This window comes from Porticoccus sp. GXU_MW_L64, assembly GCF_052983295.1.
In genome coordinates this window covers 141,346-166,751 of sequence record NZ_JBRKJK010000002.1, presented here as the reverse complement: position 1 = coordinate 166,751, position 25,406 = coordinate 141,346, and the positions used below count along the sequence as shown (strand labels likewise).

The following is a 25,406-nucleotide window of genomic DNA, read 5'->3' as shown; positions in this document are numbered from 1 at the left end:
AATGAACCGTTGGTGGAGAAATGCGGGAATTTCTACGAGTTGGGTTGAGTCCTTAGTCGGAACCTGGAGGTTTGAAGTTGGGTGCTGCTGACACGGGTAGTGGAACTCAGTTGTTTACCCCAACTGCCCCTCAAACAGCTCAAAAAACGCCGCTACCGTCGGTGTACTACGTGCCTCTTTCAAACAAGTAATAAATTCCGTTACCTTTAATGACGCATTGCGAATCCGTAGGGCATGCAACCTCCTGTCGTGCCCAAACTCACTTTCCAGTACAACGCCAATTCCCAGCCCGCAGGCGACCGCTTCGCGGATACCTTCCCGGCTGCTGATTTCCAGATTGTAGTTCAAAGGGAGGTCTTTTAATGCCATTTCCTGCTCAAAAATTTTGCGGGTTTTTGAGCCTTTTTCACGCATGATTAACGGCTGTCCACCCAGTTCTTCCAATTTGACGCTGCGCCGTCGTGACCAGGGGTGGTCGCGGTCGATAAAGGCCACCAATCTGTCCTGGTGGAAGGCCAGTTTGGTGAAGCGAGTGTCTTCTTCCAGGTTAGACAGAATGCCAATATCCGCCTCCAGGTCCAGCAATGCCTGGGCAACTTGTTCTGAGTTGCCAATATTGATGGACAGATGAATACGAGGGTAATGTCGGCAGAAGTTGGCCAGTACCGGAGTGAGCAAAAATGGGCTGTCCACCACCAGCCGCAGTGAGCCGCTAATGGAGCCGCTACTACTGGCCAATAACTGCTCTGCTTCTTGTTCCAGATTGAAGTAACGGCGAGTGACGTCTTGTAGGGCGTGGCCCAGGCTGGTGAGCGCAACCCCGCGTCCCTGGCGCTTGAACAGCTTGATGCCGTAGCGTTCTTCCAGTCGCCGGACATGGTCAGACAGGGTAGGTTGGCTCAGATGCAACACCTCCGCGGCTTTGGAATAACTGCTACAGCCAGCCACTGCATGAAACGCCTTCAGTTGATTTTTATTCATCGTAAAAACCAATAAATTTTATTGAAATTATCGAATTGTACTAAGGTTGGGCTGTTGGTACAAAGTCACCAAATTTCAACCTGTCCATAGGAGCAGAAAATGTCTCAGCAGAAGTCAGTCAGTGTTAATGGTCGCAATTATCGCTGGCCCTCCCGCCCGGTGGTTGCCGTTTGTGTTGATGGTTCGGAGCCGGATTACATTGAAGAAGCCATCAAGGCCGGTGTAATGCCTTGGGCAGAAAAAGTGGTTGCCAGCCAAGGTGCGGACTTGCGGGTAGATTGCGTGGTACCCAGCTTCACCAACCCCAACAATATGTCTATCGCCACTGGCGTGGAGCCATCTGTGCATGGTATTTGCGGCAATTTCTACTACGACCGCGAAAACGACCGCGAAGTCATGATGAACGAACCACACCTGCTGCGGATTCCCACTATCTTTGCTGCATTTCAAGAAGCTGGTGCCAAAGTGGCGGTGATTACTGCCAAAGACAAACTGCGCCGCTTGTTGGGTAAAGGTTTGCACTACGGTAAAAACGGCGCTATTTGCTTTTCATCGGAAAAAGCTGACCAAGCCAACCTTGAAGAAAATGGCATTGAAGGTGTGGTAGATATGGTGGGTATGCCGGTGCCGTCTGTGTACAGCGGTGAGTTGTCTGAATTTATTTTCGCTGCTGGTGTGGAACTGATGAAAACCGTGCGCCCGGACATCATGTACCTGTCTACCACTGACTACATCCAGCACAAATACGCTCCCGGTAGTGAAGGCGCCAATAGGTTCTACGCCATGATGGATAAATACTGGGCGCAGTTGGACGAGTTGGGCGCAATCGTTGCTTTGACTGCGGACCATGGTATGAACGCCAAACACGACAACGCCGGTGAGCCAGATGTAATCTACCTGCAAACCCTGCTGGACGAAAAGCTGGGTGCAGCAGGTAAAGCCCGAGTGATCCTGCCCATTACCGACCCATACGTAGTCCATCACGGTGCTCTGGGTTCCTTTGCCACTGTTTACCTGGACGATGCTGACATCGCTCCCGCCAAAACCATTTTGGAAGAAACCGCTGGCGTTGAAGCGGTATACACCAACGCCGAAGGTTGTGCCGAATACGGCCTGGCGCAGGACCGCATGGGCGACCTGATTCTGGTGTCGGAAAAGACCAAGGCATTGGGTACCAGCGAGGACCGCCATGATCTGTCCGGCCTGGATGTGCCACTGCGCTCCCACGGTGGTGTTACCGAGCAAGTGGTTCCCTTGATGGTGAGTCAGCCAGTTGCCAGGGTGGACCCTGCACGCCGTCTGCGTAACTTCGATATTTACGACATTGCGCTGAACCATGCTCAGGGATAATGCCATGACCGCAGAAACCAAAACTTTGCGCAAAGAGTTGCTGCGCATTGCTGGCGAAAAAGTCGATGGTGCCACTGGCAAATACATTGAAGTGCGCTATCCATTTACCAACGAAGTGATTGGCACGGTTCCCCGTGCCAGTCGCGAGCAAGTGGCAAAAGCATTCCATATCGCCGGTGCCTACAAGCCCGTGCTCACCCGCTATGAGCGCCAACAAATACTGCTGAGAACCGCTGAAGTTATTACCAGCCGTAAAGACGAAATTTCCGATTTGATTACTCTGGAAACCGGCTTGAGCAAAAAAGACTCCCTTTACGAAGTGGGCCGCGCTTACGATGTGTTTACTTTGACGGGAGCTATGTGTCTGAAAGACGATGGCGAAATTTTTTCCTGCGATTTAACACCCCATGGTAAACAGCGCAAAATATTTACTCAGCGTCACCCGTTGAAGGCTATTTCTGCGATCACACCGTTCAACCATCCGTTGAATATGGTGGCGCACAAAATTGCTCCGGCTATTGCCACCAACAACTGCATGGTGTGTAAACCAAGCGAGCTCACACCCATGACCGCATTGGTGTTGGCAGACATTTTGTACGAAGCCGGTTTGCCCCCTGAAATGTTGTCCATGGTTACCGCATTGCCCGAAGATATGGGCGACGAAATGCTCACCAACGACAACATTGAATTAATTACTTTCACTGGCGGCGTGCCCTTCGGTAAATACATTGCGAACAATGCTGGTTACCGCCGTACTGTACTGGAGTTGGGCGGCAACGCACCGTTGATTGTGATGGAAGATGCGGACCTGGAAAAAGCCGCTGACCTGGCAGTAACTGGTGCCACCAAAAACTCTGGCCAACGCTGTACTGCGGTAAAACGTATCCTCTGTGTAGAAACAATTGCCGACGAATTTGCCGCACTGGTGGTTGCCCGCGCACGCCAAATTAACTACGGCGATCCCATGGATATGAATACCGATTTGGGTACCGTTATTAATGAAGAATCTGCTGCATTGTTTCAGAATCGTGTCAACGACGCTATCGAAAAAGGCGCAGAGTTACTGTACGGCAACGAGCGTAATGGCGCGTTGTACTCGCCCACCGTATTGGACAAAGTGCCTTACGATTGTGAACTGGTGCGCGAAGAAACATTCGGCCCACCCATCCCCATCGTGCGTGTGAAAGACATCGATGACGCTATCCGCGTGGCCAACTCCACGGCGTTTGGTTTGTCGTCTGGTGTGTGCACCAACCGCTTGGATTACATCACCCGTTTTATTAATGAAATCGAAACCGGCACAGTCAACATCTGGGAAGTGCCCGGTTATCGCATCGAAATGTCTCCCTTTGGCGGCATTAAAGATTCCGGTCAAGGTTACAAAGAAGGCGTACTCGAGGCCATGAAAAGCTACACCAATGTAAAGACTTTTTCACTGCCCTGGTAAGGCGGTTAGGAGAATATTATGGAAGCAATCTGTGAAGCCAAAGAACAAGTGGGCCTGTGCGAATTCGTACCAGACAACCCCTACATTCTGCTTACCCCGGGTCCGTTGAGTACCAGCAAAACTGTCAAAGCCACCATGCTGCGGGACTGGTGCACCTGGGATACCGACTATAACAGTATCGTGCAATCCATTCGTGCCGACCTGGTGGATATGGCCTCCCACGATCCCAGCCAGTACACGACGGGGTTGATGCAGGGTAGCGGCACCTTTGCAGTGGAATCGGTGATTGGTACTGCGCTGCCTCGTGATGGCAAATTGCTGGTATTGGCCAACGGTGCCTACGGCGATCGCATTGGACAAATTGCTGAGTACCTGAACATTGATGTTGTGGTTCATGATAGCGGCGAGCTACAAGGGCCGGACCTCAATAAGCTGCGTGTCAGTTTGGCAAGCGATTCGCTAATCACTCACGTTGCCACTGTGCACTGCGAAACCACCACCGGTATGCTCAACCCGATTACCGAAATTGGTGCCATTGTAAAAGAGGCGGGGCGTACCTACATTGTGGATGCTATGAGTTCCTTTGGCGGCATTCCATTCAAAATGGAAGATGTACAAGCGGACTTTATGGTGAGTAGTGCCAACAAGTGCATTCAGGGCGTACCCGGGTTTGGTTTTGTGATTGCCAAAAAATCGGAAATGGATACCCTGAAGGGGCGAGCCCGTTCGCTCAGTTTGGATTTGTACGACCAGTGGCAAGCTATGGAAAAAGGCAATGGCAAATGGCGCTTTACTTCGCCTACCCACGTGGTGCGCGCGTTCCGCCAGGCTCTGTCGGAAACCTTGAGCGAAGGCGGCGTAAAGGCCCGTTATAAGCGTTACAGTACCAACCAGAAAACCTTGGTGGCTGGTATGCGCAAGTTGGGTTTTGAAACGTTACTGTCAGACGAGAAACAGTCTCCCATCATTACCGCGTTCTACAGCCCCAAATCCGATACTTACACTTTTGAGAGCTTTTACAAAGCACTGAAAGTGGAAGGCTTTGTCATTTATCCCGGTAAAGTGACCAATCTGGATACCTTCCGTATCGGTAATATTGGTGAAGTATACCCGGAAGATATTGAGCGTTTGCTCAAGGCGGTAGAAAGTACCAAATCCTGGTAACTCAAAAGCACTATTAGCAGGAGCTGAACAATCAGTTGACACTATTGAAGGTATCTTATTTACTTTTTCTCTGGCACCTGCGTTGATATATGCCGTGGCTGGTCTGGCGATCAGTCGAATAAAACTGACCAATAAGGTTGTTGCGGAAAATACGTATCAGCTGCAGAAATTACGTGAAAAAGAAGCTGCTTGATTTTTCCAGGGAATATCCCTGGCTAGACCAGCATATTTATCACATAATATTTGCCAAAATCCGTAGCCTGCCCTTACCTGCCTTTTTGTATCCAAGAGCCTATTCATGAGTGTTGCGAAACGAGAACAGTGTTTGCTAACCAGTTTGTCAGTGCTATTTGTCAGCTTATTGCTGACGGGCTGTGAGCCGGGTGAGAAGTCCGCTGCACCCATATCTGAAAAGGTTGAACAGGCAGGCGCTACTCAGCCGGTGGTATGCACATCCTGTGGTGATTTGGGCAAGTTGTCCCCCCGGCAGCGGGCGATTCACCAGGCAAAACAAGCAGCAGTTTCACAGTCGACAGTGCATGGTGATGCTCCTGAGGGAATGGTGTTGATACCTGCGGGTACCTACAGCCTGAGCGACTCCGTTGCACACACCACCATGAGCCCTCTGGCCCAGCGCGGCTTTAATCGCCCGCCGGTCTACCGCTACGAAACGGAGGCTTTCTGGATTGATGCCCATGAGGTCACCAACGCAGAGTTCAAACAGTTTGTTGATGAAACCGGCTATGTGACCACCGCCGAAAAGCCCTTTGATCCACAGGACTTTCCCGGCGTGCCCCCGGCGCAGTTAAAAGAGCTGGAGGCCACCTTCCAACCCGGTGCGGTGGTGTTTACACCGCCAGACCATGCGGTTGCGCTGGATACCCTCAATCAGTTTTTGCAGTGGTGGTCTTACGTGCCCGGCGCCAGCTGGAAGCACCCCCAGGGCCCGGACAGTGATATTGCCGACAGGATGGATCACCCGGTGGTGAATGTGTCCTGGTACGATGCCCAGGCCTATGCGCAATGGGCGGGCAAACAGTTGCCCAATACTCACCAGTGGGAAATTGCCGCCCGCGGTGGCTTGGTGGGCAAGGAGTTTGTCTGGGGGGATTCGCAAATTGGCAAAGGCGGACAGACTGGCCGCGACTACCAGGCAAACATTTGGCAAGGGGCTTTTCCCCATGCCAACAATAAAGCCGACGGTTTTGTGGGCACCGCTCCGGTGGGCAGTTTTGCGGCCAATGGTTTTGGGGTTTACGACATGGCTGGAAATGTCTGGGAATGGGTGGACGACCTGGCCGCTGGCTACCCGGTGGAATCTGGTTACCGAACCCAGCGCGGCGGTTCCTATCTGTGCAGCGATATATACTGCGCCGCCTTCCGTCCCGCCCACAGCGCGGGGTCCGATGCCTACACCGGTCTTGGCCATACCGGATTTCGTTGTATCAGAATGAAAAAAGAATAGGTGGCGATATGGCAGTGGCTTGCGACGATACTGTCACCTGTCACCTGTCACCTGTCACCTGTCACCTGTCACCTGTCACCTGTCACCTGTCACCTGTCACCTGTCACCTGTCACCCGCTTCAACAATTGCGCTGTGGAGGCATCCCAGTTGCTGTCGCCGCCTTGTTCGGCTAGCTGCCTGGCAATTTTCTTGCCCAGTTCCACACCCCATTGGTCAAAGGAGTTGATGCCCCAAATTACACCTTCGGCAAATACCTTGTGCTCATAAAGAGCGATCAGGGCACCCAGGTTAAAAGGGGTTAGCTCATCCATCAGCAACGTGGTGGAAGGGCGGTTGCCCGGGTAGTGGGCGTGGCCGTTGTCGGATTGTTGGCCATTCATCAGGGCGGCTCCCTGGGCCAGCATGTTTTGCAACAATATGCTGTGGTGTTCTTCGCTGCTCAGCGAGTCTTTCACGGCACCGATAAACTGCACCGGTATGAGCTGAGTGCCCTGGTGAAGCAGCTGGAAAAACGCGTGCTGGCCGTTGGTGCCTGGTTCTCCCCAGATCAAACCGCCGGTGTTGTAACTGACAGGTTCGCCATTCTGGGTAACGGACTTGCCGTTACTTTCCATTTCCAGCTGTTGCAGATAAGGGGGCAGGAAGTTCAGGCGTTCGCAGTAGGGGATAACCGCCGTGGAGGTTGCGCCGAGAAAATTGTTGTACCAGATATTCAACAGCGCCAGTATTACGGGCATATTTTCGCTGAATTCGGCGTTAAAAAAGTGCTCGTCCATGGCTTTGGCGCCATCCAGAAACGCCACAAAAGCCTCGTAGCCCACAGCAATGGCAATAGACAGGCCGACACCGCTCCACAGTGAATAACGCCCGCCCACCCAGTTGCCAAATTCAATAATCTGTGCGGCGGGAATACCGTATTTCTGCGCATTATCCAGGTTGGCGGTAATGCCCAGAACCTGAGTGCTGGATTCAGGATTGGACAGCCCCAATTGCTCACTGAGCCAGGCGAGGGCGGTTTTGGCGTTGAGCAGGGTTTCCTGGGTGGTGAAGGTTTTGCTGACAATCACCACCAGAGTGGTTTCTGCATTGAGGCCTTTCAGCAGGGTGTTGATTTCTGCGCCATCGACGTTGGATATAAAGTGGCAGCGAATATCGGCGCAGGCGTACTGTTGCAAGGCGCGGCAGGCCATTTTCGGCCCCAGGTCGGAGCCGCCAATGCCAATGTTGATGACATCGGTAATCGGCTTGCCAGTGCTGCCAAGCCACTGACCACTGCGAATGCGCTCGCTGACCGCTTTTATTTGCTCCCGGCCTTTCTGCACCAGTTCGGCCACATTGCCGCCATCTACGGAAAAATCGAACTGTGCCGGGTTGCGCAACGCGGTGTGTAGTACCGGGCGGCCCTCTGAGCGGTTGATGGGCTCGCCGCTCACCATGGCGCCAATGCTGCTGGCCAGTGGTGATGCTTGCGCCAGGCTGAACAGGGTGCTCAGGGCTGTGCGGTCAATCAGGCTTTTTGAGTAGTCGAAAAAAAAGCCTTGCCAGGCAACGCTCATTTGTTGGGCGCGGTCGGGGTCAGTTTTTAGCAGGTTGGCGATATTGAGGTTGCCGATGTCGTTGGCTTGGGCGTCAAGCAGTTGCCACTGCACGGCGGCGGAGGGATTAAAGTCGGTATTGGTATTCATCATACCCGCACTGTATCAGAAAATAAAAAGGACTTATGCCACATGACTACCTGTCGAGGGGTAGGAGTTCTGTTACAGCATGGCATAAGTCCGGAAAGTGGAAATGGAGTTTCTTGCGTCGTTACAAGGCTCCGATAACCAGGGTGTTGTCGAGCATACGGTTGGAGAAGCCCCACTCGTTGTCGTACCAGGCAAGAATTTTCACCTGATCGCCAATTACCTTGGTTTGGGTTTTGTCAAAAATCGATGAAGCCGGATTGTGGTTGAAGTCTGTGGATACCAGCGGCAGATCGTTAACCGCCAGCACAGAGCCCATGTCACCGCGAGCCGCCTCTTCAATCGCGTGGTTGATTTCTTCCACGGTGGTGTCGCGGCCGGCCTTGAAGGTCAAATCCAGCAGCGAGGTATTGATAACCGGCACGCGCACCGCAAGACCGTCCAGTTTGCCGCGCAGCTCCGGAATCACATCGCCGATAGCAGCGGCGGCACCGGTTTTGGCCGGAATCATGGATTGGGTGGCAGAGCGGGCACGGCGCAAATCGGTGTGATAAATGTCGCTCAACACCTGGTCATTGGTGTAGGCGTGCACCGTATTGGCCAGCCCGGAGATAATGCCAACGCTGTCGTGCAGGGCCTTGGCAATGGGTGCCAGGCAGTTGGTGGTGCAGGAGGCGTTGGAAATAACGCTGTGCTCCGGGGAAAGAATTTGGTGGTTGACGCCGTGAACCACGGTGGCGTCCATATCGGTGCCGGGGGCGGAAACCAGCACACGTTTGGCACCGGCTTCCAGGTGCTTGCTGGCGTCAGGACGTTTGGTAAACAGGCCGGTACACTCCATCACCAGGTCAATTTCCAGGCTTTCCCAGGGCAGTTCCGCCGGGTTGCGTTCGGCAAATACCTGAATGGTTTCGCCATCCACCAGCAGCCCATGCTCGGTTACTGCAACAGTGCGGCCAAAGTGACCGTGCACTGTGTCATGCCGCAACAGGTGTGCATTGATTTCCGGGGAGCCCAGATCGTTAATGGCAACAATCTGGATACGGTCGTTGTAGCCGCCTTCGTAGCAGGCACGCAGTATATTTCGACCAATGCGGCCGAAGCCGTTAATAGCAACCCTAATCATCTGAAACCACCTCAAATTGCTCAAATTTGGAGGAGTCAGTATTCCGTAATTAAATTACGAAATCAATAAAGAAATTGGAAAAATAAGGAAAAACTGAAACTTAATTAATATTACTTTAGGTGGATTGTTTCATTTCCCGGGTGTTAAGGAGAGAATCTTTCAGTCTTTTCAGGTGGTTGGAAAACTGCGGGCCCCGTTTTACCGCCACAGCGGTGGCCAGCACATCGACAAGTACCAGGTGGTTGATACGGGATGTCATGGGGGTGTAGAGGTCTGTGTCTTCCGGAATGTCCACCGGCAACACGATGCTGCACTGCTTTGCCAGCAGGGAGTGTGCGCCGGTAATGCCAATCACCGTTGCGCCAACCTCTCTGGCAATTTGGGCATTCTCGATAATCGCCTTGGTGCGGCCTGTGTAGGAAATAAATACCGCCACGTCCTGCTGGCCCATGGCGGCACAGCACATGCGCTGGTTAAGGATGTCGGTGTGGGCGATAACCGGTGTGTTAAAACGGAAGAACTTGTGTTGTGCATCCAGGGCTACAGACCCGGAGGCGCCGAGCCCGAAAAACACAATGCATTTGGCCTGGGCCAAGGCATCCACGGCCATTTCCAGCGAGGGAGTGTCGATAGACGACTGGGTGGTGTGCAAGGTGGCGCGGGTGGATTCGAAGATCTTCTCAGTCAGTGTGGCAAGGCTGTCGGAAGGTGTGACATCCCGGGTCATCAGCGGTTGTCCGTTGGACAGCTCCCGGGCCAGCTTGACCTTGAAGTCCGGATAGCCCTTGCACCCAAGACGGCGGCAAAAGCGGTTTACCGTGGGCTCACTGACACCGGCTTGTTTGGCGATAACCGCAATAGGGGTGTGTACCGCGTCCTCAGGGGCAGCCAGTACCGTCTCGCAGACTTTGCGCTCCGATTTGCTCAGGTGAAGGTTTGGGCTCTTCAACAATGGCAGCAGATTCATGGGCATGTGCCTGGTGTTTGGGGGTTGGATAGATGCGGTCATAATACGTCTGTTGGTGTCGGGGTGAAAGTCAAACTAACAAAAATGAAAATAAATTACAAAAAAGTATTGTTTTTTATGACTTGTAACGGTAGTTTGTAATCCACTTATATCTTTGAGGTGTTGTTGTGGCCTGTGATGTGTTGATTTTTGGCGGTGTGGGCGATCTGGCTTTTCGCAAGTTGTACCCATCCTTATACAAGCTGGACAAGAACGGCAGCCTGCCGGAAGGTCTGCGGATTTTTGGCGTTTCCCGGCGGGAGATTCCCCAGGAGGAATTTCTGGAAGATATTCGCGAGGGTATTTCCCGCAACGAAGATATTGACGGTGATGCCTGGCAGAGTTTTGTCAACCGTCTTGAGCTGGTGTTTGCCGACGCTACCGTGGCTGACGATCTGCGCCCGGTGAAAGAGCAGTATTTTTCCGACGACAGCCGCGAGCTGATGGTGTACCTGGCGACCCCGCCCAATATTTTCGCGCCCATTTGTCAGTCCATGGCGGCGGTGGGTCTGAACCGCCCCAGCACCCGCATCGTGGTTGAAAAACCGCTGGGAGATGACCGCGAGTCCTTCCAGGAAATCAACAGCCACCTGACCGAAATTTTTGACGAAGACCAGGTGTACCGCATCGACCATTACCTGGGGAAAGAGGCGGTACAGAACCTGCTGGCACTGCGTTTTGCCAATGCCCTGTTCGAGCCTCTGTGGAACAACAACTACATCGATCACATTCAGATTACGGTAGCCGAGACCGTGGGTGTGGAAGGGCGCTGGGGTTTTTACGACGAAGCCGGTGCCATGCGGGACATGGTGCAGAACCACCTGTTACAGCTGTTGTGCCTTACCGCCATGGAGCCCCCCGCAGACCTGGCGGCAGATGCGGTGCGTGATGAAAAACTGAAAGTGCTGCGCTGCCTCAAGCCCATCGACGCCAGCAACCTGAAAGAATCCGTGGTTCGCGGCCAGTATGTGGCCGGTGCCGTGGCCGGTGAGCCGGTGCCTGGTTACCGGGAGGAGGAGGGCGCGGCCCAGAAATCCGATACCGAGACTTTTGTCGCCCTGAAAGCAGAGGTAGATAACTGGCGTTGGGCCGGCGTGCCATTCTATCTGCGCACCGGCAAGCGTCTGCCGGTACGCTACTCGGAGATTGTTATCCAATTCAAAGAGATTCCTCACTCCATCTTCAGTGATTCCGCCAGCGAACCCAACCGCCTGACCATTCGCCTGCAGCCCAACGATGGCATTCAGCTGAGTCTGATGAGCAAAGTGCCCGGGTTGAAGAAGGGCATGCCCCTGCAACCGGTGGCGCTGGACCTGTTCTTCTCCGATGTCTCCGGTGGTGAACAGGGCGTGAGCGCCTACGAGCGTTTGCTGCTGGATGTGATCAACGCAAACCCAACCCTGTTCGTGCGCTCCGACGAAGTGGATGCAGCCTGGTGCTGGGTGGATGGCATCCGCTCTGCCTGGCAGGAAGTTGGCCAAAAAATCGCCCAGTACACAGCGGGCAGCTGGGGGCCAACCGCAGCCATCGCGTTGCTGGCAAAAGACGATCGTCAATGGTACGAGGATATTTAAATGGTCAACGGCATACGCAAAGTTCTGACGGATACCGTCTCGATTGCTTCTTATCGCTGTTCCGATCAGTTGGCAGAACAGCTGGCAGCAGCGGTGGCTCGTCAGCTTCGCCGCGGTATTGACGAGCGCGGTGTGGCGACCCTGGCGGTTTCCGGTGGCAGCACCCCGAAGGCGTTTTTCCAGGCACTTTCTCGCCGGGAGCTGCCCTGGCAGCATGTTATCGTCACCCTGGTGGATGAACGCTGGGTCGACCCGGACCACCCGGCATCCAACGCCCGTCTGGTGGCGGAACAGCTGCTGAAAAACCGGGCTCGCAAGGCCCGCTTTATGCCGCTCAAGAACAGCAGTGAAACTCCTTTCGATGGCGCTGACCAGATCGAGCAGAGTCTGCGCGAACTGCCGCTGCCATTTGATGTGGTGGTGCTGGGCATGGGTGACGATGGCCATACCGCCTCTTTCTTTCCCCAGGCGGACAACCTGGAAGAAGCTCTGGATATGGAGGGCGAACGCCTTTGCCTGGCGACCACGCCCCCGGTGGCTCCCCACGACAGAATGACCCTGTCGCTGCCCGCGGTTCTCAACAGTCGCTTTCTGGTACTGCACTTTGAAGGCAACAACAAATGGCGGGTTTTCCAAAAAGCCCTGGGCATGGCAAGCCAGGCGTCTTACCCGGTGTCTGCCGTACTGCGCCAGAACAAAGTCCCCGTCAACCTCTTTTACGCAGGTGAGTAGTGCTCCATCAAGGTAGTAATTGCGAGTTCAGCGCTGCTGTGGTGTTTCGCCACAAGGCGCAGTCTGCCGCGAAGGGTCGTTCCCTTTGCAAAGGCTGCAACACCGTGGCGGGACACCACAGCAACGCCCTCTTTATTTCATGGGATAGGGTTGGTCTGTCAGCGCCCATGGACTGCGTTGCACCTCTCGGCAAGGGAGTATCCATTCCCTGCAAGGTGCGCCTTGCCATGAACGCTGACAGACCAACTGAATCCGTAATTATTACCTTGATGGAGCACTAGTATGAACCCGGTTGTAGAGCAGGTAACAGCCCGTATTCGCGAACGCAGCCGCCAAAGCCGTGCAGATTATCTGGCGGCCATGGCGCAAACGCGAGACGAAAATCCCCCCAAAAAGCGCCTTTCCTGTGGCAATCTGGCCCACGGTTATGCGGCCTGTGGCGAGCAGGACAAGCAAACCATTCGCCTGATGAACAGTGCCAACCTGGGCATTGTTACCTCTTACAACGACATGCTGTCCGCTCACCAGCCATTGCTGGATTACCCGGAGCAGATCAAAAAAGTTGCCCGCGAAGTGGGCAGCAGCGCTCAGGTGGCAGGTGGCGTTCCCGCCATGTGTGACGGGGTGACCCAGGGTCAGCCGGGCATGGAGTTGAGTCTGTTCAGCCGCGATGTGGTGGCCATGGCCACAGCGGTAGGCCTCAGCCACAACCTGTTCGACGGTGTGCTGTGTCTGGGTGTGTGCGACAAAATTGTTCCCGGCATGATTATTGGTGCTTTGCAGTTTGGCCATTTGCCAACCGCTTTCGTGGCCGCCGGGCCCATGCCGTCGGGTATTCCCAACAAAGAAAAAGCCGCTGTGCGCCAGCGTTTTGCCGAGGGCAAAGCCTCCAAAGAAGAATTGCTGGAAGCGGAATCCGCCTCCTATCACAGCCCCGGCACCTGCACCTTTTACGGCACCGCCAACAGCAACCAGGTGTTGATGGAAATGCTCGGCGTACAGCTGCCGGGCAGTTCCTTTGTCAACCCGGAAGACCCCATGCGCCCGGCGCTGACCACCGAGTCGGTACTTAAAGTCATCGCCGCCGCCGACCCCGCCAGTGGCATCAAGCCCCTGTGCGAAACCGTTACCGAAGAATCTCTGGTCAACGCCGTGGTTGCTCTGCTGGCCACCGGCGGTTCCACCAACCACACCTTACACCTGGTGGCCATTGCCGCCGCTGCGGGCATTGAACTGCACTGGCAGGACTTTGATGAGCTGTCCCGGGTGGTGCCATTGCTGGCCCGCGTGTACCCCAATGGCGAAGCGGATATCAACGCCTTCCAGAGAGCCGGCGGCATGGCCTTTCTGGTGCGTGAACTGCGCTCCGCCGGATTGCTGAACGAGAATGTACACTCCCTGATGGGGGAAGGCCTGGACAGCTTCGAACTGGCGCCGCAACTGGCCGACGATGGCCGCATTGTCTGGCAAAACAAAGTGCTGGAATCCCGTTTGCCGGATGTGCTTACCGGCGTTGCCGAGCCGTTCGACAAAGAGGGCGGTCTGCGGGTATTGAAAGGCAACCTGGGGGAATCGGTGATCAAAGTCTCCGCGGTAAAACCGGAGCACCGGGTGGTGTCTGCCCCCTGTCGAATTTTCCACGCCCAGGACGACATCAAAACCGCCTTTGAAGCCGGTGAGCTGGATGGCGACCTGATTGCCGTGGTTCGCTTTCAGGGCCCCAAAGCCAACGGTATGCCGGAATTGCACAAACTGACCCCTTACCTGGGGCTGCTGCAGGATCGCGGTTATCAGGTGGCGCTGGTCACCGATGGCCGTATGTCCGGTGCTTCCGGCAAGGTGCCGGCGGCCATTCACCTGTCGCCGGAGGCGGTGGATCAGGGTCCCATTTCTCGCTTGCGAGATGGCGATCTGGTCACTCTGGATGCCGACAAAGGCATTCTTACAGTGGACTTGAGCGATGCTGAGCTGGCGGCAAGAGAGCCCGTCACCGGCCCCAGCGAAACCCAAAACCTTGGCCGCAATCTGTTCGCCAACTTCCGTCAAGTGGTAGGGGGTGCCAGCCGTGGTGCTTCCGCCATCAACTCCTGACCTGTTAGAGGTACATAACCCATGGCTCTTGCCACACAACTTGCCGAAATCAAAGTGCTGCCCGTTCTCACCATTGAAGACGAGGGCACTGCTGTAGACCTTTGCCGGGCCCTGCTCAATGGCGGTATCAAGGCGGTGGAAATTACCCTGCGCACCCCTCAGGCCGCCGCTGCCATTGCCCGTGTCAAACAGGCGCTGCCGGAATTGAGTGTCTCTGCGGGCACCGTACTCAATGGCGACCATGCGTTACTCGCCGCCGATGCCGGTGTGGATTTTCTGGTGAGCCCGGGAATGACCGAGGCCCTGGTGAAAAAAGCCGAGGCTTTGAGCTTGCCACTGTTGCCCGGTGTAGCCACCGCCTCTGAAGTAATGCGCGGCACCGACATGGGGCTGACGTGCTTCAAACTGTTCCCGGCGGTGGCCGTGGGCGGTATGGAATTGCTTAAATCACTGGCTTCGCCGCTGCCCAATGTGTCTTTCTGCCCAACCGGTGGTTTGAGCCTGGATAACTTTACCGATTTTCTGGCGCTGCCCAATGTGGTTTGCGTGGGCGGTTCGTGGATGGCCAGTAAAGGCACTGTCGCAGACAGGGATTGGCAGCGCATCGAAGATATTGCCAGGGATACGGTTGCCCGTATCGGCCAATAGGTTGCAGAGAACTCGCTATGTCCGCTCAATCCCTACACAGCAATGTGCAATTGCTGGGCACCATGCTCGGCAATACCGTCAAGGCTGCCGAGGGTGAAGGTGTCTTTGCCAAAGTGGAGACCATCCGCCAACTCGCCAAACAGGGCAGGGCCGGTGATCCGGTAAAACAGCAGGAGTTACTGAACCTGCTGTCGGGCCTGAAGAAAGAAGAATTTCTGCCGGTGGTGCGTGCCTTCAGCCACTTTCTCAAGCTGGCCAATATTGCCGAGCAGCACAATGGTCTGTCGCGCTGGAGCGAATCCGTTTACTCCGCCAGCGGCACCCTGGCCAATGTATTTTCCGAACTGTCCAACAGCGGTGTCGGCGAGCAGCACATTGCAGAAGCGGTGGCCAACCTGCATATGGAATTGGTAATTACCGCTCACCCCACAGAAATTACCCGCCGCAGTCTGATTAACAAGCACGTGGAAATCCAGCGCTGCCTGGGGCAGTTGGAGCTGGATGGTCTGGCGGAAGCCGAGCGCGATGCCCTGCAAAAACGCTTGCAGGAACTGGTGGCGCACATTTGGCACACCAATGAATTTCGCGCCGCCCGGCCAACCCCGGTGGACGAGGCAAAGTGGGCGCTGGCGGTGGTGGAAAAATCACTGTGGCGGGCGCTGCCGGAATTTTTGCGGCGCCTTTCCTGCACTCTGCAGCAAGCCACAGGCAAAGAGCTGCCGCTGGATGCCAGGCCTGTGTCTTTTGTCTCCTGGATTGGCGGCGACCGGGATGGCAACCCCAATGTTACCGCCAGCGTTACCCGCGAAGTGATTTTGCTCAATCGCTGGAAAGCCATCGACCTCTATTTAAAAGACATTGGCGAGCTGATTGATGAGCTATCCATGTCGGCCTGCAACAGCGAACTGGCGGAATACGCCAATGGTGCAACAGAGCCCTACCGGGTGGTGCTGCGCGACCTGCGCACCCGCCTGAGAAACACCCTGCGCACTATTGATGCGGAGCTTAATGGCAAGCCGGCCAGTGATGGTGATGGCCTGGAAACAGCAGATCAATTGTGGCAGCCACTGCACCTGTGTTACCGCTCGTTGCACGCCTGTAACATGGGCTCTATCGCCGACAACAAACTGCTGGATACCTTGCGTCGTGTCGCCTGTTTTGGCCTCAACTTATTGCAACTGGACGTTCGCCAGGAAAGCACCCGACACAGCGATGTGTTTTCGGAACTCACCCAGTATCTTGAGCTGGGGGATTACCATCAGTGGAGCGAGGAGCAGAAGCAGGCATTTCTGGTGGCGGAGCTGCAAAACAAACGCCCGCTGGTGCCTGCCCAATGGCAACCCTCGGCGGCGGTTAAAGAAGTGCTGGATACCTGTGCGGAAATTGCCCGCCAGCCCAGGGGTACCATCACGTCATACGTGATTTCCATGGCCCGCCAGCCCTCCGATGTGCTGGCGGTAAAGCTGTTGCTGAAAATTTCCGGTGTCAGCGAACCCTTGCCGGTGGCGCCGTTGTTTGAAACCCTGGACGACCTGGTTAATGCCGCCAGCACCATAGAACGGCTGCTGGAAAATGCCTGGTATCGGCAGCATATTCAGGGTCAGCAAATGGTGATGATCGGCTACTCCGACTCCGCCAAAGACGCCGGCATGATGGCGGCGGGCTGGGCGCAATACAAAGCCCAGGAGCAATTGCTGGACGTTTGCGGCAAAGCGGAGGTGGCGCTGAAACTGTTTCATGGTCGCGGTGGCACTGTGGGGCGCGGTGGTGCGCCCACTCATGCGGCCCTGTTGTCGCAGCCTCCCGGCTCACTGCGCAATGGTTTGCGGGTTACCATTCAGGGAGAAATGATCCAGGCGCAGCTGGGACTGGCGTCACTGGCCACCAAAACCCTGGCGCTGTACAGCAGCGCAATACTCAGCGCAGACCTGGAACGCCCGCCGGTGCCGAGCCAACAGTGGCGTGATGTGATGGAATTTCTGTCGCAGCGCTCTTGTGCGGCTTACCGCCAGCTGGTGCAGGAAGACAGCGACTTTATCGATTATTTCCGCAGCGCCACTCCGGAACAGGAACTGGCCAAACTGCCCCTCGGCTCGCGCCCGGCGAAGCGCCGCCAAGGGGGTGGTATCGAAACCCTGCGGGCGATTCCCTGGATATTTGCCTGGAGTCAGAATCGTCTGATGTTACCCGCCTGGCTCGGCGCTGGGCAGGCACTGCAAAAACTGGTGGACGAAGGTCAGCGGGGCCTGCTGGAAGCCATGTGCAAACAGTGGCCGTTCTTTTCCACCCGTTTGTCACTGCTGGAGATGGTGTACGCGAAAACCGACAGCAAAATTTCCGCTTACTACGATTCGCTGCTGGTCGACCCATGCCTGCATTCTCTGGGTGAGCAGTTGCGCAAGCAGTTGCAGGCGGACATCGGCACAGTACTGGCCATCTCCAACGACAGCGACCTGATGGACGATGCGCCGGAAAACAAACAGTCGGTGATATCCCGCAACACTTATACTGACCCGCTGAATTTTATTCAGGCCGAATTGCTGCGCCGCAACCGCCATGCCAGCGACGACACCCTGGAACAGGCCCTGATGGTGACCATTTCAGGAATTGCTGCGGGCATGCGCAATACCGGTTAAGAGTCAATAAGTTATACCAATGTCCGCTATAGTTGGTGTTGCTTTGGCGCTATAGTGGACTTTTTTTGCCAGAAGTGTCGGGTTCGTAAGCCTGGGGTGTTAAAGGTACTGGTAAATCAATGCATACTGCGAATTATATCTTGAGCAACATTGCGTAGGGTGGATTAGCCGCAAAGCGGCGTAATCCACCAGCCATCTTTAATGACGAAGCGGCTGATTTTTAGTAAGATGCAATATTTTGCTAGCGAAATAATATTTTATATTTGATTTTGTAGCCCGCAAACCACCAGGCACCAGGAGCCTGTCGGGTTTAGGTGATCGTCACGAGGGAAAGACCGGTTTGAGTCAGATTTTTCGATTATTTGAGGCGAATAGCCCGCTATTTAACGAGAATAATCGGAAAATATGGCCAAATCCGGCTTTTCCACAGTAGATTAATCCTAAATCCGACTGGCTCCTGGGGCGCCGGTTGCGTCGGGCAGTAACCTGGGGGAAACATGTCACAAGGTTTATATTCTCTGGATGAATTCAAGGACAGCTGCGGTTTTGGGCTGATTGCGCACCTGCGCGGCAAACCCAGCCACGGGTTGTTGCAAAACGCCATCGGTGCACTGACCTGCATGACCCACCGCGGCGGCATTGCCCCGGACGGAAAAACCGGCGACGGCTGTGGCCTGCTGATGCAAAAGCCCGACAGCTTTTTGCGCAATATCGCCCGCAGCCATTTTGCTGTGGAGCTGCCATCGCTGTACGCGGTCGGCGCCATTATGCTCAGCCAGGACGACTCCCTGCGAGACGCCGCCAAAGACATTCTGGCCCAAGAGCTCAGCACCCAGGGCTTGCAGGTGGTGGGCTGGCGCCATGTGCCGGTGGACGACAGTTGCCTGGGGGAGATCGCCAAAGAATGCCTGCCCGCCATCGAGCAAGTTTTTGTGACCACCGATGAGCTGGACAAAGCCAACTTTGAAGCCCGCCTGTTGATCGGTCGCCGCCGCGCCGAGCAACGCCTGGAAAGCGACGAAGACTTTCATGTGGTGAGCCTGTCCAGTGGTGTGCTGGGCTATAAAGGCCTGATGATGCCGGTAGACCTGTCGAAGTTTTATCTGGACCTGGCGGACAGCCGCCTGGAAACCGGTATCTGTGTGTTCCACCAACGCTTCTCCACCAATACCCTGCCGCGCTGGTCACTGGCGCAGCCGTTCCGTATGCTGGCCCACAACGGCGAGATCAATACCATCGAAGGCAACCGCGCCTGGGCCCGTGCCCGGCGCAGCAAATTTGCCTCGCCGCTGTTGCCGGATTTGCTGGAAGCGGGGGAACTGGTGAGCAGCTCTGGCTCCGACTCGTTCAGCCTGGACAACATGCTGGAACTGCTGGTGATCGGCGGTATGGACATGCACCGGGCAGTGCGCCTGCTGGTGCCCCCCGCCTGGCACAACGTGGAAGATCGCGACCCGGAAGTGCGCGCCTACTACGAATACAGCTCCATGCACATGGAGCCCTGGGACGGCCCCGCCGGGTTGGTGCTCACCGATGGTCGTTACGCCATCTGTACCCTGGATCGCAACGGCCTGCGACCCTCCCGCTGGACCCTGACCCGTGACGACCACATTATCGTGGCCTCGGAAATGGGCGTTTGCGACCTGCAACCCCAGGATATCGTCGCCAAGGGTCGCCTTGGGCCGGGGGATATTCTCTCCGTGGATACCCACACCGGCCGCATTTTCCATCGGGACGATGTAGAGCATTCCCTGGCCAGCCGCCACCCCTACAAAAAGTGGCTGCGGGAAGGGGTGACGCGCCTGGATTCCACCATGGAAGACGAGAGTATCGAACTGGAAGGTACTCTGGAGCCAGACCAGATTCGCACCTACATGAAAATGTTTAACCTCTCCATGGAGGAGCGCCAGCAGATCATCCTGCCGCTGGCGGAAGGAGGCAAAGAGGCGGTGGGCTCCATGGGCGACGATACGCCCATCGCGGTGCTGTCGCGCAAACAGCGCAACCTGTTTGACTACTTTCGCCAGCAATTTGCCCAGGTCACCAACCCGCCCATCGACTCCCTGCGGGAAGTAACGGTGATGTCACTGGGTACCGTGGCCGGTCGCGAGCACAATTTGTTTGAGGAAACCCCGCGCCACGGCGTGCGTATCAACCTCAACAGCCCGCTGTTATCACCGCGCAAGTACTATGCCCTGAAACATAGCGAACACCCGGATTTTCAGGCACAAAAATTCGATCTCAACTACGACCCGTCGCAGACGAATCTGGAGCAGGCCCTGAAAAACCTGTGCCTGGACGTGGAACAGAAGGTGCGCGAAGGGGTGCTGACCTGCATCCTCTCGGACCACAGTATTCGCCCCGGTTGCCAGCCCATTCACATCCTGCTGGCGGTGGGTGCGGTGCACAACCACCTGATCAATACCGGCCTGCGCTGCGACTCCAATATCGTCGCCAGTACCGGTCAGGCCCGGGATGCCCACCAGATCGCCACCCTGATTGGTGTTGGCGCGTCACTGGTGTATCCGTACCTGAGCTACCACACCTTGTACGACCTCAGTTGCAGTAACGAGCTGTCCTGCAGCGTCAACAAGGCGTTCAAGCAGTACCGCAAGGGTATCAACCTGGGATTGCTGAAAATCATCTCCAAGATGGGCATTTCCACTCTGACGTCTTATCGCGGTGCTCAGTTATTCGAGGTGATTGGTTTGTCCAAACAGGTCACTGAACTGTGCTTTCCGCAAACCACCAGTCGCATTGAAGGTGCCACCTTTGCCGATCTGGAAACCGACCAGAATGTGCACGCCACCCGCGCCTGGCAGATTACCCGCAACCTGGAGCCCGGCGGCCTGCACAAATTTGTCTACGGTCAGGAACAACACGCCTTTGATCCGGATGTGGTCAAGGCCCTGCAAAACGCCGTGCGCAATGGCGGTCAGGACAACTGGCAGCCCTACGCGGCGCTGATCAACAACCGGCCAACCCTGGCGTTGCGGGATATGTTGCAGCTGAACACCGATCAACAGGCTATCTCCCTTGACGCTGTGGAGCCGGTGGAAAATATTGTCCGCTGCTTCGACTCCGCTGCCATGTCCCTGGGGGCATTGTCGCCAGAGGCCCACGAAGCTCTGGCGGTGGCCATGAACCGCCTGGGCGGGCGCTCCAATTCCGGTGAGGGCGGCGAAGACCCGGTGCGCTTTAACACCGAAAAGGTGTCCCGCATCAAGCAGATTGCCTCTGGCCGTTTCGGGGTTACGCCGCACTACCTGGTGAATGCGGATGTGCTGCAAATCAAAATCGCCCAGGGCGCCAAGCCCGGCGAGGGCGGTCAGCTGCCCGGCCACAAGGTCAATGACCTGATTGCCCGGCTGCGCTTTTCGGTGCCCGGCGTCACCCTGATTTCGCCGCCACCGCACCACGATATTTATTCCATTGAGGATTTGGCCCAGCTGATCTTTGACCTCAAACAGGTCAACCCGGATGCTCTGGTATCGGTAAAACTGGTGTCCCGCCCCGGCGTGGGCACCATCGCGGCAGGTGTGGCAAAAACCTACGCAGACCTGATTACCATTTCCGGTCACGATGGCGGCACCGGTGCCAGCCCCATTACCTCTATCCGCTACGCCGGTTCTCCCTGGGAGTTGGGGCTGGCAGAAGCCCACCAGACCTTGCAGGTGAACAACCTGCGGGACAAGGTGCGACTGCAAACCGACGGCGGCCTGAAAACCGGCCTGGATGTGATAAAGGCGGCCATTCTGGGGGCCGAGAGCTTTGGTTTTGGCACCGCGCCCATGGTGGCCCTGGGGTGCAAATACCTGCGCATCTGCCACCTCAACAACTGCGCCACAGGTGTCGCCACACAAGACCAACAACTGCGCGACAAACACTTTGAAGGCACCGTGGAAATGGTGATGAACTTCTTCCTCGGGGTGGCGGAGGAGGCCCGTCAGATTATGGCCTCGCTGGGTGTCAGCAGCCTTAAAGACCTGATTGGCCGCGTCGATCTGCTGGATATTCTGCCCGGCGATACCGACAAGCAGCGCCACCTGCAACTGGCGCCCATTGTCCACACCGACGATCTTTTGGAAGGCAAACCGCGCTTCTGCATGCTGGAACGCAACCAGCCCTTCGACAAGGCGGAGCTGGCGGAGCGCATTCTCGGTGATACCCGCGAGGTGATTCACAGCGGCGAAGGGGGTGAATTCCACTACCCGGTGAACAACTGCGACCGTTCCATCGGTGCTCGCCTGTCCGGAGAAATCGCCCGTACCTTCGGGGTGGATGGCCTGCCCAAGCCGCTGAAACTGCACCTGGAAGGGGTGGCTGGTTTGTCACTGGGGGTGTGGAACGCGCCCGGTCTGGAGTTGTACCTGAAAGGCGACGCCAACGACTACGTGGGCAAAGGCATGGCCGGTGGCAAGATTGTGTTGCGCCCGGCGGATGGCAGCCAATTCTCCACCCAGTTAGCGCCCATTATGGGCAACACCTGCCTGTATGGTTCTACCGGCGGCCGCCTGTACGCTTCCGGTACCGCCGGGGAACGCTTCGGGGTGCGCAACTCTGGCACCGTGGCGGTGATTGAAGGAGCAGGGGACCACTGTTGCGAATACATGACCGGCGGCATTGTGGTGGTGCTGGGCAAAGTGGGCCACAACTTTGGTGCCGGTATGACCGGCGGCTTTGCCTTTGTGCTGGATATGGAGCGCAACATGATGGACCGCATCAATATGGATTCGGTAGACATCAATCGCATCTCCAACGAAGGTGCCCAGGCCTATCGCAGCTTGCTCAAGGAGCTGATCCGTGAGCACGTGGACGAAACCGACAGCGCCTACGCCCGGGAAATCGTGGAAAACTTCGAGGACTACCGCTCCAAATTCTGGTTGGTGAAGCCCAAGGCGGCCAACCTGGAAGGGCTGTTGTCCAGTTATCAGAAGCGGGGGGAATAATTCATGAACAAACCAGTAAACAAGATGATTCCCGTGCAAAAACCATCGTTCGATAACAACGATTTCCAGTTTGTTGAAGTGCCCCGGGAAGACCCGGTGAAAAAGCCCATCGAAGTGCGCCGTGAACAATACGTGGAAATCTACAACGTGTTTGAATCGGAGCAGGCGGCTCAGCAGGCGCATCGCTGCCTGGATTGCGGCAACCCCTACTGCGAGTGGAAGTGCCCGGTACACAATTACATTCCCAACTGGCTGCAGCTGGTGAGTGACGGCAACATTGCCGAGGCGGTGGAGCTGTGCCACCAGACCAACTCCCTGCCGGAAATCTGTGGCCGGGTGTGCCCGCAAGACCGCCTCTGTGAAGGTGCCTGTACCCTCAACGACGGCTTTGGCGCGGTGACCATCGGCAATGTGGAAAAGTACATTACCGATACCGCCCTGGAACTGGGCTGGACGCCGGATCTGTCTCAGGTAAAAGCCATCGACAAAAAAGTCGCCATTGTCGGTGCCGGCCCCGCCGGGCTTGCCTGTGCCGACGTGCTGGCGCGCAACGGCATCAAAGCCGTGGTGTTTGACCGCTACCCGGAAATCGGCGGCCTGCTGACCTTTGGCATCCCGGAATTCAAACTGGAAAAATCGGTGATGGTCAAACGCCGGGAATTGTTTGAAGGCATGGGAATCGAGTTCCAATTGAACACTGAAATCGGCAAAGACGTGCCGTTCCAGACATTGATGGACGACTACGACGCGGTATTCCTGGGTATGGGCACCTACACCTCCATGCAGAGTGGCCTGCCCGGTGAAGACCTGCCCGGCGTGTACCCGGCATTGCCGTTTCTGGTGGGCAACGTGAAAAATAACCTGGGCATGGAACCCGGCGACACGCCGTTTATAAACCTGGAAGGCAAACGCGTGGTGGTACTGGGTGGTGGCGACACCGCCATGGACTGCAACCGCACCTCCGTGCGTCAGGGCGCCGACAAAGTCACCTGTGCCTACCGCCGCGACCGCGACAATATGCCCGGCTCCCGCAAAGAAGTGGAAAACGCTTTGGAAGAAGGGGTGCACTTCCTGTTCAACCGCCAGCCGGTGGAAATTGTCGGCGATGGCAAAGTGGAAGGCATCAAACTGGTGGAAACCCGCATGGGCGAACCAGACGCCAGCGGCCGCCGCCGCCCGGAAACCGTACCCGGCAGCGAAACCGTGGTGCGCGCCGATGTGATACTGGTGGCCTTCGGCTTCCGCCCCAGCCCGGCCCCCTGGTTCGCCGACTTCGACATCGGTTTGGACGATGGCGACCGGGTGATCGCCCCGGAACAACAGGAGCGACCCTTCCAAACCGCCAACCCCAAAATTTTCGCCGGTGGCGATATGGTGCGCGGCTCCGACCTGGTAGTTACCGCCATCTGGGAAGGCCGCCAGGCCGCGCGGGGGATTATGGATTACCTGGAGGTGTGAGTCTTGAGGTGTGAGCCTCCCTCACCCCGTCATTGCGAGGCCGCAGGCCGCGGCAATCTCGACCGGTGTGGCAGAGGGTTTGGTAAAGCGCGGCTGTAGCAGGATGGAGATTGCCGCGTCGCTACGCTCCCTCGCAATGACGTGGGTAAAGGTATCCCGTCATTGCGAGGCCGCAGGCCGTGGCAATCTCGACCGGTGTGGCAGAGGGTTTGGTAAAGCGCGGCTGTAACAGGATGGAGATTGCCGCGGTCGCTCCGCTCCCTCGCAATGACGTGGGTAAAGGTATCCCGTCATTGCGAGGCCGCAGGCCGTGGCAATCTCGACCGGTGTGGCAGAGGAGTTGGTAAAGCGCGGCTGTGGCAGGATGGAGATTGCCGCGTCGCTCCGCTCCCTCGCAATGACGTGGGTAAAGGTATCCCGTCATTGCGAGGCCGCAGGCCGTGGCAATCTCGACCGGTGTGGCAGAGGGTTTGGTAAAGCGCGGCTGTGGCAGGATGGAGATTGCCGCGTCGCTCCGCTCTCTCGCAATGACGGGTTTCAGGTAATGATAAGAGTAGTCCCCCTAACGATTGCCGTGCACCGGCACTTCCAGCGTTTCCTTTAACTGCTCCATCACCACATAACTGGTGGATTCTTGCACGCCGGGCAGTTGCAGCAGGGTTTCCCCCAAAAATACCCGGTAGGCGCTCATGTCGGCGACTCGGGCTTTGATCAAGTAGTCGAAGTTGCCGGTGACCAGGTAGCATTCCTGTACTTCTGGCAGGGCGACGGCGGCTTCGCGAAATTCGGCAAACTTCTCCTGGGATGTGCGATACAGGCGGATTTGCACAAATACCACCAGGGCGGCGTCCAGAAATTCCGGGTTGATCAGCGCGGTATAGCCGTTGATAACCCCTTCTTTTTCCAGGCGCTTGATGCGGTCGATGCAGGGCGTGACCGATAAACCCACCCGGCGCGACAATTCCGTGTAGCTGATGCGGCCATCCTTTTGCAGCAGTTTAAGAATGTTGCGGTCAATTTTGCTGAGTTCTTTGGCGCGCTTTTTCATGGAATATCCTGTTTATTTTCTTTTATCCAGATGATTTTCTGTTTAATG

The 25,406-nt window shown here is 56.2% G+C and carries 16 protein-coding genes; 11 read left to right on the top strand and 5 right to left on the bottom strand.

Annotated features, from left to right (window positions below; genetic code table 11):
* Positions 1–114: 114 nt before the first annotated feature.
* A complete protein-coding gene (locus ACVBEJ_RS02535; RefSeq protein WP_447128024.1) occupies positions 115–981 on the bottom strand; it encodes a LysR substrate-binding domain-containing protein in 867 nt (288 codons plus the stop codon).
* 99 nt (positions 982–1,080) lie between these two features.
* Here ACVBEJ_RS02535 and phnA point away from each other — a divergent pair, with 99 nt between their 5' ends.
* The 4 genes from phnA to ACVBEJ_RS02515 all read left to right on the top strand — a co-directional run bounded on the left by phnA (position 1,081) and on the right by ACVBEJ_RS02515 (position 6,407).
* Complete coding sequence (gene phnA / locus ACVBEJ_RS02530; RefSeq protein WP_447128023.1) at positions 1,081–2,331, top strand: phosphonoacetate hydrolase; 1,251 nt, start codon at positions 1,081–1,083, stop codon at positions 2,329–2,331.
* 4 nt (positions 2,332–2,335) lie between these two features.
* On the top strand, positions 2,336–3,778 hold the full coding sequence (gene phnY / locus ACVBEJ_RS02525; RefSeq protein ID WP_447128022.1) for a phosphonoacetaldehyde dehydrogenase: 1,443 nt from the start codon (positions 2,336–2,338) through the stop codon (positions 3,776–3,778).
* Positions 3,779–3,796: 18 nt separating this feature from the next.
* A complete protein-coding gene (phnW, locus tag ACVBEJ_RS02520; protein ID WP_447128021.1) occupies positions 3,797–4,942 on the top strand; it encodes a 2-aminoethylphosphonate--pyruvate transaminase in 1,146 nt (381 codons plus the stop codon).
* Between the two features lie 298 nt (positions 4,943–5,240).
* Positions 5,241–6,407 carry a formylglycine-generating enzyme family protein gene (locus ACVBEJ_RS02515; protein ID WP_447128020.1) on the top strand — a complete coding sequence of 389 codons (1,167 nt, stop codon included), beginning with the start codon at positions 5,241–5,243 and terminating at the stop codon, positions 6,405–6,407.
* A 96-nt stretch (positions 6,408–6,503) separates the two neighbouring features.
* On the opposite strand, the gene pgi is transcribed toward ACVBEJ_RS02515, so the two are convergent.
* The 3 genes from pgi to hexR all read right to left on the bottom strand — a co-directional run bounded on the left by pgi (position 6,504) and on the right by hexR (position 10,183).
* Positions 6,504–8,096 (bottom strand): glucose-6-phosphate isomerase, encoded by a 1,593-nt coding sequence (gene pgi, locus ACVBEJ_RS02510; RefSeq protein ID WP_447128019.1) that lies wholly within the window; start codon positions 8,094–8,096, stop codon positions 6,504–6,506.
* Positions 8,097–8,214: 118 nt separating this feature from the next.
* On the bottom strand, positions 8,215–9,216 hold the full coding sequence (gene gap / locus ACVBEJ_RS02505) for a type I glyceraldehyde-3-phosphate dehydrogenase (RefSeq protein ID WP_447128018.1): 1,002 nt from the start codon (positions 9,214–9,216) through the stop codon (positions 8,215–8,217).
* Between the two features lie 115 nt (positions 9,217–9,331).
* The gene (hexR, locus tag ACVBEJ_RS02500; RefSeq protein ID WP_447128017.1) at positions 9,332–10,183 is read right to left on the bottom strand and encodes a transcriptional regulator HexR; all 852 of its coding nucleotides are present in this window, start codon (positions 10,181–10,183) and stop codon (positions 9,332–9,334) included.
* Positions 10,184–10,350: 167 nt separating this feature from the next.
* Here hexR and zwf point away from each other — a divergent pair, with 167 nt between their 5' ends.
* The 7 genes from zwf (at position 10,351) to ACVBEJ_RS02465 (ending at position 24,310) form a co-directional block, all read left to right on the top strand.
* Positions 10,351–11,796 (top strand): glucose-6-phosphate dehydrogenase, encoded by a 1,446-nt coding sequence (zwf, locus tag ACVBEJ_RS02495; protein WP_447128016.1) that lies wholly within the window; start codon positions 10,351–10,353, stop codon positions 11,794–11,796.
* Entirely contained in the window at positions 11,797–12,528 is a 732-nt protein-coding gene (gene pgl, locus ACVBEJ_RS02490) for a 6-phosphogluconolactonase (RefSeq protein WP_447128015.1), read from the top strand.
* 282 nt (positions 12,529–12,810) lie between these two features.
* The gene (gene edd, locus ACVBEJ_RS02485; RefSeq protein ID WP_447128014.1) at positions 12,811–14,619 is read left to right on the top strand and encodes a phosphogluconate dehydratase; all 1,809 of its coding nucleotides are present in this window, start codon (positions 12,811–12,813) and stop codon (positions 14,617–14,619) included.
* Between the two features lie 21 nt (positions 14,620–14,640).
* A complete protein-coding gene (gene eda / locus ACVBEJ_RS02480; RefSeq protein WP_447128013.1) occupies positions 14,641–15,267 on the top strand; it encodes a bifunctional 4-hydroxy-2-oxoglutarate aldolase/2-dehydro-3-deoxy-phosphogluconate aldolase in 627 nt (208 codons plus the stop codon).
* A 17-nt stretch (positions 15,268–15,284) separates the two neighbouring features.
* Complete coding sequence (ppc, locus tag ACVBEJ_RS02475) at positions 15,285–17,903, top strand: phosphoenolpyruvate carboxylase (protein ID WP_447128012.1); 2,619 nt, start codon at positions 15,285–15,287, stop codon at positions 17,901–17,903.
* A gap of 497 nt (positions 17,904–18,400) precedes the next feature.
* Complete coding sequence (gene gltB, locus ACVBEJ_RS02470) at positions 18,401–22,852, top strand: glutamate synthase large subunit (protein WP_447128011.1); 4,452 nt, start codon at positions 18,401–18,403, stop codon at positions 22,850–22,852.
* Between the two features lie 3 nt (positions 22,853–22,855).
* Entirely contained in the window at positions 22,856–24,310 is a 1,455-nt protein-coding gene (locus ACVBEJ_RS02465; RefSeq protein WP_447128010.1) for an FAD-dependent oxidoreductase, read from the top strand.
* A gap of 562 nt (positions 24,311–24,872) precedes the next feature.
* On the opposite strand, the gene ACVBEJ_RS02460 is transcribed toward ACVBEJ_RS02465, so the two are convergent.
* The gene (locus ACVBEJ_RS02460; RefSeq protein ID WP_289151378.1) at positions 24,873–25,358 is read right to left on the bottom strand and encodes an Lrp/AsnC ligand binding domain-containing protein; all 486 of its coding nucleotides are present in this window, start codon (positions 25,356–25,358) and stop codon (positions 24,873–24,875) included.
* Between the last annotated feature and the right edge of the window lie 48 nt (positions 25,359–25,406).